Annotated in this window: 12 protein-coding genes and 1 pseudogene; 4 read left to right on the forward strand and 9 right to left on the reverse strand. The window is 61.2% G+C overall.

Annotated features, from left to right (window positions below; translation table 11 throughout):
* Positions 1-135: 135 nt before the first annotated feature.
* The gene (gene fnr, locus AC193Q_RS08310; protein ID WP_041074991.1) at positions 136-879 is read left to right on the forward strand and encodes a fumarate/nitrate reduction transcriptional regulator Fnr; all 744 of its coding nucleotides are present in this window, start codon (positions 136-138) and stop codon (positions 877-879) included.
* 16 nt (positions 880-895) lie between these two features.
* Here the strand turns inward: fnr and AC193Q_RS08315 are convergent, their stop codons facing one another.
* Positions 896-1,810 (reverse strand): universal stress protein, encoded by a 915-nt coding sequence (locus AC193Q_RS08315; RefSeq protein WP_047293763.1) that lies wholly within the window; start codon positions 1,808-1,810, stop codon positions 896-898.
* Positions 1,811-2,034: 224 nt separating this feature from the next.
* On the opposite strand from AC193Q_RS08315, the gene AC193Q_RS08320 reads away from it, so the two are divergent.
* Positions 2,035-2,598, forward strand: a complete 564-nt coding sequence (locus AC193Q_RS08320) for a GNAT family N-acetyltransferase (RefSeq protein ID WP_121185891.1) — start codon at positions 2,035-2,037, stop codon at positions 2,596-2,598.
* Positions 2,599-2,648: 50 nt separating this feature from the next.
* Here the strand turns inward: AC193Q_RS08320 and AC193Q_RS08325 are convergent, their stop codons facing one another.
* From AC193Q_RS08325 to AC193Q_RS08340, 4 genes are all read right to left on the reverse strand, one after another.
* Positions 2,649-3,572: a universal stress protein gene (locus AC193Q_RS08325; RefSeq protein ID WP_095669002.1), complete on the reverse strand. Its 924-nt coding sequence runs from the start codon at positions 3,570-3,572 to the stop codon at positions 2,649-2,651.
* Between the two features lie 116 nt (positions 3,573-3,688).
* Positions 3,689-4,927, reverse strand: coding sequence for an MgtC/SapB family protein (locus AC193Q_RS08330; protein WP_483879408.1), 1,239 nt, complete (start codon positions 4,925-4,927; stop codon positions 3,689-3,691).
* A 38-nt stretch (positions 4,928-4,965) separates the two neighbouring features.
* The gene (locus AC193Q_RS08335) at positions 4,966-5,181 is read right to left on the reverse strand and encodes a hypothetical protein (RefSeq protein WP_182404378.1); all 216 of its coding nucleotides are present in this window, start codon (positions 5,179-5,181) and stop codon (positions 4,966-4,968) included.
* Between the two features lie 35 nt (positions 5,182-5,216).
* Entirely contained in the window at positions 5,217-6,290 is a 1,074-nt protein-coding gene (locus AC193Q_RS08340) for an NAD(P)-dependent alcohol dehydrogenase (protein WP_483879409.1), read from the reverse strand.
* A gap of 310 nt (positions 6,291-6,600) precedes the next feature.
* Between AC193Q_RS08340 and AC193Q_RS08345 the strand changes: the two genes are divergently transcribed.
* Complete coding sequence (locus AC193Q_RS08345) at positions 6,601-7,524, forward strand: universal stress protein (RefSeq protein ID WP_095668998.1); 924 nt, start codon at positions 6,601-6,603, stop codon at positions 7,522-7,524.
* 148 nt (positions 7,525-7,672) lie between these two features.
* Positions 7,673-8,431, forward strand: coding sequence for a helix-turn-helix transcriptional regulator (locus AC193Q_RS08350; protein WP_483879410.1), 759 nt, complete (start codon positions 7,673-7,675; stop codon positions 8,429-8,431).
* A 60-nt stretch (positions 8,432-8,491) separates the two neighbouring features.
* On the opposite strand, the gene AC193Q_RS08355 is transcribed toward AC193Q_RS08350, so the two are convergent.
* From AC193Q_RS08355 to macA, 4 genes and pseudogenes are all read right to left on the reverse strand, one after another.
* On the reverse strand, positions 8,492-8,851 hold the full coding sequence (locus tag AC193Q_RS08355; protein WP_121185899.1) for a DUF6124 family protein: 360 nt from the start codon (positions 8,849-8,851) through the stop codon (positions 8,492-8,494).
* A gap of 139 nt (positions 8,852-8,990) precedes the next feature.
* Positions 8,991-9,361 (reverse strand): annotated as a pseudogene (locus AC193Q_RS08360) (DUF6124 family protein).
* Between the two features lie 672 nt (positions 9,362-10,033).
* Positions 10,034-11,992, reverse strand: coding sequence for a MacB family efflux pump subunit (locus tag AC193Q_RS08365; protein ID WP_483879411.1), 1,959 nt, complete (start codon positions 11,990-11,992; stop codon positions 10,034-10,036).
* A 2-nt stretch (positions 11,993-11,994) separates the two neighbouring features.
* Positions 11,995-13,143 (reverse strand): macrolide transporter subunit MacA, encoded by a 1,149-nt coding sequence (macA, locus tag AC193Q_RS08370; RefSeq protein WP_483879412.1) that lies wholly within the window; start codon positions 13,141-13,143, stop codon positions 11,995-11,997.
* Between the last annotated feature and the right edge of the window lie 66 nt (positions 13,144-13,209).

Below are 13,209 nucleotides of genomic sequence, written 5' to 3' on the forward strand. Positions count from 1 at the left end.
AGCAATGGCGCAGCTGCGTTCCCCGCACTGCGCTTTCGTCCGTTCGTCAGCTGGCGCAGGCGGTTGTTAAATGAAATCGATGTCCGTATGCGGGGCACCTATGCTTATTCCACCCCCAACCGCGTGAACCTTCCCATGTCCGAAAAACTTGCTTTGCCGGTGCACCACCTCAAAACCGCGTGCTCCAACTGCAGTGTGCTGGAGTTGTGTCTGCCGATCGGCATGAGCGGTGCAGAAGTCGAGCGCCTGGACACGCTGATCGTGCAACGGGTCAAGGTCAAAAAGGGGGCCGCGCTGTACCGCACGGGCGATCCGCTGCGCTCGTTGTATGCCGTGCGAATCGGCTCGTTCAAGACCAGCATGCTGTCGGTGGACGGCCGTGAACAGGTCACCGGTTTCCACATCCCCGGCGAGATGCTCGGGCTGGACGCCATCAGCGCCGACGAGCATGCCTGCAATGCCTTTGCCCTGGAGGACAGCGAGGTCTGTCCGATCCACTTTGCGCAGCTGGAAAAACTGGCGCAGAACCTGCCGTCACTGCAGCACAACCTCAATCGGTTGCTGAGCCGTGAAATCGTGCGCGACCACAGCATGTTGATGCTCATGGGCAACATGAACTCGGATGAGCGGCTGGCGGCGTTTCTGCTCAACCTTTCGCAACGCTTGAGCCTGCGCGGTTACTCGGCGAAGGATTTCGTGCTGAAAATGCGCCGTGAGGAAATCGGCTCCTTTCTCGGGCTGCGTCTGGAAACCATCTGCCGGGGCATCGCTCACCTGCGGGATCAGGGGCTGGTGGAAATCAGCGGCCGCGACGTGCGAATCCAGAACATGGACGGCCTCAAGCAATTGGTTGCCGGCTGCCACCGCTCGCCGCGCTGAGGCCGGCCCCGGCCGGTCAATCGCTGGGGCCCCGTTGCCTGACCGCCAGAATGCTGCCCGGCACCGAGTACAGTGCCCGCTCGGTGTTGCTGCCGATCAACCGGTCAACCCCGACCCGATGCACCGTGCCCATCACCACCACGTCAGCCAGGTACTGCTCGACAAACTCACTGATCACCGGCACCGGCAAGCCCATGGCGAAATGCCGACGCTCCGGGGGTACGCCATGACGATCGGCCAGCGTCACAAAAGCCTGATGCAGCGATTCACGCAGTTCTTCGACAAAGTTGCCGTTCCAGCCACCGGTCACCAGCGGTGCGTCACCGTTGAATGCCGCCGACAAGTCATAGGCGTACAACAAGTGCAACGGCGCGTCACATTGCAAGGCCAGGGCGTTGGCCGTCTGGATGATGGTGTCGTTCAAGCCGTTGATCTGCGTGGCCGGATCGAACGGATCCACCGCCGCGACCACTCGATGCGGTAATGCGTAGCGAATCTGATTGACCAGGTGCACCGGCACCGGGCTTTCACGCAGCAAGTGACAATCGAGTGGCGTGATGAATACCCGTTTCAGCACTGGCTCCAGCGCCACATCCTTGATCAGCAGATCGGGCTTGAGTGCCTGCACGGTCCTGAGAATTTCCAGCAACGGGTGCGTGGTGAACACCACGTCGACGGTGACCTTCAGGCCATGGCCGTTGAGCCGTTCGACCTCATCGGCGATCCAGCGGCGGTAGCGCCGCAAATAGCGCTGAGCGTCGACTTCGTCGATTCTTTCTTCCCACAGATGCGCAACCGGCACCGGTTCGACAAAGGCCCGTACGTCCAGCGCCGCCCCGCTCGCCTTGGCCAGCGCCATGGCGCGCAGCATGGCGGGTGACTGATGCAGGGTCTGGTCGGCGACCAGCAGCAAACGTTGATATTGCCCCATCACACACCTCCGCTCGGCACCGGCGTTGAACGACCGGCAAGGTTCCAGCCTGCGCTCGCGGCCCACTGCCCGACGTTGATTTACATCAACCAACGGCCATTGAGTGACGCGTTCGCGTGTGTCTGATCCAGATCAGATGCTGGCCTCGGCGACGGCGTAAAACCATCAAAAACAACCGTTGCTCAACCCGCGTCAGCCTTTCAAACCGGATGGAGGATTACCCCATGCTTACAGTCAAAGACCACAACGATCGAGCCGTGGCGGCCTACGCCGCAGTCTCCGGGCAACACTGGATCGAGGCCGTCAAGGATGGGCGTCATGTGTTGATCCGTCCGTTGGCGGAAAAGGATCGCGAGCGTGAATACGCGTTCATCAAACGCCTGTCGCCCGAGTCCCGGCACATGCGTTTTCTGGCGCAGATCAGCGAGCCCGGCCCGGCAATGCTCGACCAACTGATGGACACCGATAACCGGCAGCGCACGGCGTTCATCGCGCTGGTGCATGAAAACGGCCAGTTGATCGAAATCGGCATCAGCCGTTATGCCGCCACCGGCGAGCATGAATGCGAATGCGCCGTCACCGTTGCCGATGAATGGCAACACCTGGGCCTGGGGACGCTGTTGATGGAGCATCTGATCAAGGCTGCACGCCAGAACGGCTTCCGCCAGATGTATTCGGTCGACGTTGCCAGCAACGAACCGATGCGCGAACTGGCCCGGGCGCTGAAGTTCGAAACCCACCACGATCCTGAAGACAGCCGTCAGGTCATACACCGTCTTCAGCTGTAAAACAGCGCCCGGTCCCGAGTCTGCAAACGACTCGGGGCCGGGCGATTTTTTCACGATTGCAAGGTATGTCCCGGTTTGATCGCCAGCACACTGCACGGCGCGCGATGCAGGATCTGTTCGGCGGTGGTGCCCAACAACTTGTTCAAACCGTGGTGCTGCACCGTGCCCAACACGATCACCTCAATGTGATGTTCGGCGGCAAACTCGCAAATGCTCGGCACCGGTGGCCCCTCGACAAAATGTCGGCAGGTCGGCGGAACACCGTGGCGTTCGGCCAGGGCGGCAAATGCCTCCTGTTGCGCACTGCCCAGTGACTCATAGATGCCGGTGGCCAGCGGCAAGGCGCCGTAGCCCATGTCCGTGGCATACACCGCTGCCCAGTCGTAGACATGCAGCAACTCAAGCCTGGCATCACACTGCTCGGCCAGGCGCACCGCAGCGTCGACAATCTGATCGTTGAACAGCAAGTCCTGATCTTCACTGCGCAGTACATCAATGATCGCCAGCACACTGCGTGGCCTTGGATGCACGTCATCGGTGACCAGATGCACCGGCACCGGGCAATCGCGCAGCAGTTGCCAATCCAGCGGGGTGTAAAACACCCGCTTCAACGCCGACTCCTGCTGCGCATCCTTGATGATCAGCGCCAACGGCATTTCGTTGACGAACTGCAGGACTTCTTCGTAAGGATGTTGCACCCAGACCACCTCACTGGTGACCTGGATGCCATGCCGTTCGAGCAATTTGCCCTGCTCGGCCAGCCACTGGCGATGCGTGCGCAAATAACCGTCCCGGGCCAGACGGATTTGCTCAGGGGCGAACAGCCCCGCCACCGCCAGCGCCTGCAGGTAATCGAAGGCGACGATGTGCAACGGTAACTGCATGGCGACGGCCAACGCGGCGGCGCGCTCGAACGCCGGGGTGTGGCTCATGGTTGGGGGAGCAATCAACAACAAGCGTTGGGTCTGCGACATGGGGCACCTCGGCACGGCGGCCATCGGGATCGAGTGAACAGATCTCCAGATTGCCCGCTCCTGCTGCCGACGAGTTGATCTTGATCAGCTCTGCCTCAAACCCGCGTCGCCGGATTTCAGTGCCACAAAGTGCCGGCCCACATCGCCAGTGTCAGTAACACTTGCCCGGGGATGACAATCGCCGCGAAACGCCTGCCGCCGCTGACCCAGGCCACCACGCATTTGCTTAACGAGTTGCTGCTGATCGCAATCAGCGCCGGAGCGACAATCGCCTCCACCGGTAACAGACCGGCCTTGGCCAACCCGGCGATCGAGGCGGTAGACGCGTGCGCATCGGCGAAACCGCTGAAGGTGGCGGTGAGCATCACGCCCATTTGGCCGAATTGACTGAGCATGGCCGATGACACAAGGGTGATCGCGGTCATGGTCAACGCAACGATCAAGGCCAGTTTCAAATTGAATGCACCGCCTATCGACAGCGTCTTTTCAGTTCCTCTGGCGGGTCGGGGAAGCATCAGACAAGCACTGTAGATCAGCGTCGCCACGCTGCCGCAGACTAACGGCAGCCACATGGTGCGCAACAAGGCTGGATCGACGGTGGCGAGAATCAGCCCGGTCTGAACCATGGTCGCCAGATTGGACAGCAGCGCTGCCGCGCTGAGGATTCGCAGATTCGCCGGCTCCCGGGCGAGCCGATGGCCCATCGTCGCAATGGTCACGGTGCTGGAGGCGAAGCCGGAGGCGATGGCGCTGAGGACGTAGCCGTAACGAATGCCCAGCGTACGAACGGCAATGTGCCCGCCGGCGCCCACCAGCATCAGTAATACCGTCAAGGTGCAAATGGTGCGCAGATTGAGCGCGGCGTACGGTCCGATGTAGCGATCCGGTGTCAACGGCAACACCACCAATGCGGTTATCAGCAAGATCAGGCCATCGCGCATTTCGGTTTCGCTCAACTGCGTGATCGCGAAGTCATGCAGCTTTTCCCGATACGTCAGCAAACCCGCCACCACCACGCCAATCGCCACCGCCAGTTCGGGTGAGCGTGTGCACAACGCGCCCAATATGAGCACGATGAGCAGCGCCACTTCGCTGGTCACGCCGGGGTCGTCATCGCGCCCGCGCCAATAGGCGACGGTGATCAGCAAGGTCAAACCGATTGCGACAATCCCCACCAACAACGCCGCCCCCACCACCATCGCGGCGTAGCCCAGCAATGCGCTGATCGCGAAGGTGCGCAAACCTGCGCTGCCTCGACGCTCACCAGTGCCCTTGTGCCGTTCGCGCTCAAGACCGATGAGCATGCCGATGCCCAAGGCAGCCGCCGCCCCCGTCAAACCCAGGGATTCATTCATCGTCGATTTGCCCTGCCTTACCCCTGCGCGGATCGAATTCAGCCCGCAACAGCCTTCACTGTTCTGGCCGGCGCGGGTGGGGTAAATGTTTGACGCTCAGTTGCGTGTGGCCAGGGATGCGGCGCGTCGATACGGGCCTGGAGCCGGCTGACAAAAGCCTGCGCCTCCTGCAATTGATTGAAGTACACGCGACAATCATCCAACGACACCACCCAGCCATGCGGCGCCGCCGTTGCACTGATATCAATGTTCATCGAAAAGCCTCCGTCGAATCGGAAAAGGCCCTTGTTCAAGGGGTAATCGCCACCTTCATGACCCCGTCGCGCTGATGCGCAAACAGCTCATACGCCGCCTCGATGTCATCGAGTTTGAAGCGATGGGTCACCAGCGGCGACAGATCCACTGCGCCGCTTTGCACCATCGCCATCAAGCGGCGCATGCGTTCCTTGCCACCGGGGCACAGGGTCGAGACGATGCTGTAATCGCCCAGCCCGGCGGCAAAGGCATTGAGCGGAATGCGCAGGTCGCTGGAGTACACCCCCAGGCTCGACAAGCGACCACCGGGACGCAGCACCCGCAAGGCCGCTTCGAACGTACCTTGGGTGCCCAGCGCTTCGATGGACACGTCGACGCCACGGCCATCGGTCAACGCCATGATCTGCTCGACCACGTCGCCGTCCTTGAAGTTGACCACATGGGTCGCACCCAGCCGGCGGGCGACGCTCATGCGCTCGGGCACGGCATCGACGCCGATGATCGTGGTGGCGCCCTTGAGGCGCGCCCCCGCCACCGCACACAGGCCGATCGGCCCGAGGGCAAAGACCGCGACGCTGTCGCCGATGTTGATCTCCCCGCGTTCCGCCCCGGAAAAACCGGTGGACATGATGTCCGGGCACATCAGCACTTGTTCGTCGCTGAGGCCGTCGGGGATCGGGCACAGATTGGCCAGGGCGTCCGGCACCAGCACGTATTCGGCCTGGCAGCCGTCAATGGTGTTGCCGAACTTCCAGCCGCCAATCGCCTTGAAGCCGTGGCGGGTGTCCGGGCCGTCCTGCGAGCCGCAACCGCACAGGCAGGCGTAACTTTGGCCGCTGGGCGTAATGGCCCCGGCGATCACCCGTTGACCCTCGACGAAACCGCGCACCTGCGAACCCAGTCGCTCAATGACGCCCACCGGCTCATGACCGATGGTCAGCCCTTTGGCCACCGGGTATTCGCCGCGCAGGATATGCACGTCGGTGCCGCAGATTGTCGTGGTGGTGACGCGCACCAGCGCATCCAGTGGTCCGACTTGCGGAATCGGCTTGTCGTCGAGCACGATGCGGTTCTTTTCGACGAAGATCGCTGCTTTCATCATGGTCATGATCAAATCCTCTGAGCGGGTCGCAGCTTGAGATGTCTTCAAGACTGCGCCGTCGTCACAGCGCCAACGTTGATAATGGTCAAACAATCTGCGGATCAGCCCACCGCTGTCGCGAGCACGCCCGCTCCCACCCGGGACCTCGGACAGCCACCCCCTACCGCACGTCCGATGGACTGTGTGGGTGAATCGCCCCGTTGACAAATATCAATCCCGCCCGCCACGCCCGGGCCACGATGGACTCAAGGCTCACGGCCCGAACACAACGCCGCCCTTTCGCGTCGTGTGTGCGATCAACCACGGGAGATTTGTCATGTCTGAACAATCGCGTTTCATGCTGGTGGTTTCGCCCCTGATGAAAAACAGCCCGGCTTTCGAGCGCGCCGCCGCGCTGGCCAAGGCATCCGACGCGGCGTTGCACATCGTCGCCTTCGATTATCTGGAAGGCCTGGCGACCGCCGGACTGGTTAACGAACAAGCGCTGGAACAGATGCGCCTGGGTTACATCGAACGCCATCATCAATGGCTTGAGGATCAGGCCCGGCCATTGCGCAAACTCGGGGTGCACGTCACCACCGAGGTGGTCTGGGTCGAAAGGCCGTTGCAGGAAATCCTCATTCACCTGCACGAACAACCGATGACGGCGCTGATCAAGGCACTGGAACACGAATCGCTGCTGTCGCGCCTGATGTTCACCCCGCTGGATGTGCACCTGCTGCGCGAATGCCCGGTGCCGCTGCATTTCGTCAGCCATGTGCAACACGCGCTGCCACGGCGGATTGTCGCGGCGGTCGACCCGTTCCATCGCGATGGTCAGTACCAAGGTCTGAACGACCGGATCCTGTACGAGGCCGATAAACTGGCGACGCTGTGTAATGCGCAGCTCGACGTGATTTACGCCCATGACCTGACCTCGCTCAGCGCCGCCGAATTCGGTTTCGATCACGCCTCCGCGTTCTTTTCCTCCAGTGCCGCCAAGGCGCTGTTCGATGCCCAGGGCGAAGCGTTCCGTGAGCTGGCCGAACGCAACGATATTCCGGCAGAAAACCAGCACATGATCCTGGGCGACCCGGCCAAGGTACTGGCCAGCTACGCCGATGCTTATGACATCGACATGATCGTCATGGGCCGCATCGCCCACCGGGGTGTGGGCCGTCTGATCGGCAGCACCGTCGAACACCTGCTGTACAAGATGCCGTGCAGCGTGTGGGTGGTGGCGCCGGAAAAAATCGAGTGAAGTTATAAGCTGATCACGCCTTCATTAAACCGTCTTTCAAACGTTGTACTAGGATAGGATCCACATCCTGACATTGCGTCGACCAGGGAACACGCTCGACGCAGGTCAGGAATGGGACTGTTTCACCTGCAACTCATGGATGATGTTTATGAACTCACACCTGTTTCCCCATATCGGCAAAGTCATTGCGAGCACCGGTAGCCGGCACTTTCCGCGAATGCTGCATGACCTGATCCAGACGCAACTGGCGGTGGACGCCACGCACATTCGGCAAATGCGCGTTGAGCCGGTCGGCCGCCCCGCCCATCGCAATCCGCCGGAAACCGGCAAAGACCCGGCCCAGCAGGCTGAAACGGTATTCTGCGAACACATTGCCGCACGCTCGAGCGCGCCAATAGACCCGCCCGCCTCCGCCAGCGCCGACGCCTCACAATTGCACCTGAGCCGACGCAAGGACGGCTACCGCTACGTGATTTCGGTGTATCGCAACGACCAGTCGCAACGGTTCTCGGCTCAGGAGCAGAGTTTGTTGCAGGACATCTCTCCGGTGCTGTTGCCGATGGTGGAAAAACACATACACGCCCTGCAACCCTTGCAAACCGGCACTGAGGAGCCGTCGCCCGGCACTGACGGCGCGCAACCGGGCCTGGACAACCTGCGACTGCGCTTCAACGAACGTTTGCAGCAACTGGGCCTGAGCCTGTCCAATCGCGAAACCGAGGTGTGCATTGGCCTGCTCGCCGGGCGTACCGCGCCGGAGCTGGCCGAGCAATTGCAGTTGAAGGTCAACACGGTGGAAAGCTATCTCAAGCGCGCCGCGATCAAGCTGGGAATCAGCGGCCGGCATTCGTTGATGCGCTGGATGTACTCGCCGGAGGACACGTCCACCGCCACCAGCGCGGCCTGAGTCCGCCACTGAAGAAAAAACCGCCGCCCTCCCCGGGTGGCGGTTTTTTACATTGGCGGCTTAATCCTTCGGCATGACTCTATCCAGCGCTTGATTCACCGCCAACTCCCCCAGCATCACCACTTGCGCAATGCCGAGCGCCGTATTGCGACCCGGCCCTTCCAGCGTGCCGGCGAAATCACCGAGCATGACCGTGGCCGAGGCCAGGGATTCACAGGCGTTGGCCAGCAGGGATTCGGTGTCGGTTTGCGGGTTGACCAGGAACATGCTGCTCGGGGTGTACGGTGTGGCCATGATGTGCGCGGGCGCGAGGTAATGGTCGAGGGCGCGTTCGGCGGCTTCGTGGAGTTTTCTGGAGTTGAGGGATTCATACGGCGATACCGGGTCTGTAATCGGCGGATTGGGTGAGGTTTCGGACATCAGCTGGCACTCCGATCGAGGCACTTTGAAAGAATGATGACCTGTAGGAGCTGCCGCAGGCTGCGATCTTTTGATGTTGTTTTTAAAAGCAAGATTAAAAGATCGCAGCCTGCGGCAGCTCCTACAGAGGACCGGGCAGTTAGTTCGGGATGCGGCGGCCGTCTAGGACTCGGTTGACCATCAGTTCACTGAGCATGATCACCTGATGCAGCATCAGCATGGCCCGGCGCTGTGGGTGGTCGACGGTGTCGCCGATATCACGGGCCATGTCGCTGGCGGCTGCCAAGGACTCGCAGGCTTCGACGAGCAAGGTTTCCTCGTCCACGGTGGGGTCGATGAGGAAGATTCTGTTGGATTTGCTTGAGGGTGTTGAAGGGATCGAGATCTTCAGGGCGCCGGGGTTGAGGTAGAAGTTGATGGCGCGGTCGGTGGCCGCTTTTATCTTCTGCGGGTCGAGGGCTGGGTCGTACGGGATTGAGGTGTCTGCGGGTTGGGTGTGGCTTTGAACATGGATGTACTCCTATTGCAGTTATTCAGGAGCCATCACTCTCGCTACCAAACGAGGGGTGGTGGCCATACGCGGGTTGGTAGACCGGCTGCAATAGGAACCCGGCGCTCACGAGTGAGCCCCACGCATGACCACCATAAAACCGAGCCCCGCAAAGGGACTGCATAGGTGTTGCCATACAGCTATTACAGACGGGCTAGCTAACCCGATCACTGATTTTCAGTGACTGGGAAACGATATAGCCCGGCCCATAGCTGTGTAAGCCGGCGGATTCTGGCGTACGCGTAGGTAACGGCGCAAGGCGTTGTAGCCGGTATGGCGTAACGGTTCGTGTACTTTAAACGTGGTTGCGGGGTTATGTTTATGTGCGGCGTTTGCTCTGTTGTTTTGATTTTGTCTGGCAGGACGCTTTCGCGAGCAGGCTCGCTCCCACAGTTGGAATGAGTGCATTCAGTTGGGAGGTCGGTCGGCTTGTAGGCCGTCATCGCTGGCAAGCCAGCTCCCACAGTTGGATTGAGTACATTCAGTTGGGAGGTTGGTCGGCTTGTGGGCCGTCATCGCTGGCAAGCCAGCTCCCACAGTTGGATTGAGGGCGAAAAACAGGGACGGGGTCGTGACCCGTCCCTTTCGATTTGTGCGCTTAAGGCACGAGCCCGGCCAATCAGCTCCGGCAATCAGTCCCGTGCCAACGCTTCGATCGGGTCCAGGCGCGATGCATTACGCGCGGGGACGAAGCCGAAGACGATGCCGATCAGCGTCGAGCAAATCACCGCCGTCAACACCGAGGCCATGGAGAACACCATTTCCCATTCCTTGATGAACAGCGAAAACAGGTGGCCGATGGCGTACGACAGGGAAATGCCGATGGCCCCGCCGAGCAGGCAGACCATCACCGCCTCCACCAGAAACTGCTGACGAATGTCCGACTGCCGTGCGCCGACCGCCATGCGAATGCCGATCTCGCGGGTACGCTCGGTGACCGACACCAACATGATGTTCATCACCCCGATGCCGCCGACCACCAGCGAAATCACCGCTATCAGCGACAGCAGCAAGGCCAGCGAGCGGCTGGTTTTCTGTACGGTTTGCATCACGCTGTCGAGGTTGTTGGTGTAGAAATCCTTGATGCCGTGGCGTTGCAGCATCAATTGGGTGACGTGATTTTCCACCACTTTGCTCGACTGGCCGTCCTTGATCCGTACGCTGATGCTGTCGAGAAAGCGTTGGCCCAGGATCCGGCCGGCGGCGGTTTCGTAGGGCACCCAGACGTTGAGGGTCTTGCCGGAGGCAAACAGGTTTTTGTTCTCGGCCGCCACGCCGATCACCGTGCATGGCAGGTTGCCGATCAGGATCACCTGGCCCAGCGGATCGACACCCTCGGCGAACAACCGATGCCGGGTGTTGTAGTCGATCACCACCACCTGCGCCTGGCGCCGCGCATCGCTTTCGCTGAAGGTAATGCCCGCCTCCAGTTTGATCCCGCGCACCTGAAAGTACTGGTCGCTGACGCCGTTGATCTGCGCGTCGAGGTCGATGTTGCGGTAACGCAGGAGCATGCTGCGGCCGACCACCGGGGTGGCACTGTCGACGTAATACAGCTGATTCAGCGCGGTAACGTCGGCCGGCACCAGTGTCTCGATTGACGCGGCGCGCTTGTCGCCGAAACTGCTGCCGGAATAGATATCGATGGTGTTGCTGCCAATCGCCGAAATGTCCTTGAGCACGTAGTTTTTCGCACCCTCACCGATCGCCGAAATCGACACCACCGAGGTGATGCCGATGACGATCCCGAGCATGGTCAGCAAGGTGCGCATGCGGTGTGAAATCAGCGCCACCCAGGCCATGTTGAAGGCTTCTTTGAACAGCCCGAGGCTGGCGACCAGGCGGCGGGTCGCCGGTGGTTTGGGCGGCACCTGCTCTTCGTCCGAGAGTTGCCCGGTGTCGCGCTGGTTGCGCCGGTCGCTGAGGATTTCGCCGTCGCTGACTTCGATGATGCGCTCGGCGTTGGCCGCGACTTTAGGGTCGTGGGTCACCAGAATCACCGTGTGCCCGGCTGCGTGCAGCTCCAGCAGAATGCGCATTACCTCCTTGCCGCTGGCGGTGTCGAGCGCGCCGGTGGGTTCGTCGGCAAGGATCACTTCACCGCCATTCATCAAGGCCCGGGCGATACTCACCCGTTGTTGCTGACCGCCGGAGAGCTGGCTCGGGCGATGCGTCAGGTGCCCGTCGAGGCCTAGCCGCGCCAGCAACTCACGGGCGCGGGCGTGGCGTTGCGGCGCCGGAATGCCAGCGTAGATGGCCGGCATCTCGACGTTGTGCATCGCGCTCAGGTGCGGCAGCAAGTGATAGCGCTGGAAGATGAAACCGAAGTAATCGCGGCGCAGTTCGGCCAGCGCCTGATCGTCGAGGTCGCGGGTCTCCTGACCGTTGATCCTGTAGCTGCCGGCGGTGGCGTAATCAAGACAGCCGAGGATATTCATCAGGGTTGATTTGCCGGAGCCGGAGGCGCCGATGATCGCCACCATTTCTCCGGCATTGATCGTCAGGTTGATGTCCTTCAGCGCGAGAAACTCGCGGTCGCCGGCAGTGAAACTGCGGGTGATGCCAGTCAGTTGCAGTAACGGCTGCGTCATGCTCAAGCCCCCGCCACGGCGGGCAACGGATCACCGATCACCACCCGCTCGCCTTCGCTGAGGCCCTGATTGATCTGCACTTTGACATTGTTGTTGATCCCGGTCTGCACGTTGCGCGACTGCGCCTGGCCCTTGGCGTCCAGCACCCGCACCGGAAAGCTGCCATCGGCGTTGCGTGGCCCAAGCGCGGCCACCGGCACGGTCAGCACCGATTGCGCGGTATCGAGGACGATGCGCACTTGCGCGGTCATCGAGATGCGCAAGCGATGGTCGGGATTGGGCACCTCGAACAGCGCGTTATAGAACACCGCGGTGTTTTGTTTCGGCGTACCGGCCGGCGGCGTTTCGAGGAAGTTCTGCGGCGCCGGCTCAGTGCCGCGCAGCTTGCCGTAATAACGTTTGTCTTCGCCGAGAATGGTGAAATACACCTGCTGCCCCGGCGCGATATGAATCACGTCGGCTTCCGACACTTGGGCCTTGATGGTCATGGTGTCCAGATCCGCCAGTTTCAGCAGGATCGGCGCCAACTGGTTGGCGATCACGGTCTGGCCTTCCTGGGTGACGATGCCGACCACGTCGCCATCGATCGGCGCGACGATCCGCGTGTACGCGAGGTTGACCTTGGCGGTATCGATCTGGATGTGCGCACTTTTGATCTGCGCGTCCAGCGACAACAGATTGGCCTGCTGCACCTCGTAGTTCGATTGCGCGGTTTCAAAATCCTGACGCGAGATCGAAGCGTCTTCCTGCAGGTTCTGATAGCGCTGGTATATCGCTTTGGTCTGCTTGAGCTGCGCCTGCGTCGCGCGCTTCTGCGCCTGCAGGTTCTCCTCATCGACCTGCGCCTGGCGCAGGGTATTCTGCAGCACCAGCGGATCGATCTCGGCCAGCCACTGGCCCTTCTTCACCTTGTCGCCGACCTTGACCTTGAGCGACTTCAACTGCCCCGACACTTGCGCGCCGACATCCACTTGCTTGACGCCTTCCAGCAAACCGGTGGCGAGCACGGTGTTTTCGATGTCCGTACGTTCGACCGGCGCCGTCTGGTATTTCGGCGCTTCGGCGGGGGCCTGCACCGTGTACAGCACCAACCCGGCCACCGCCGCCAACGCCAACCCCATACCGACTTTGCGCAACTTCGACTTTTCCATAAATAACCACAAGTCCGTTCAGGGATGGACCCGGCCAGCGGCCGGGTCTTGATAGAAAAACCACAC

The organism is Pseudomonas sp. F2 (genome assembly GCF_057174385.1).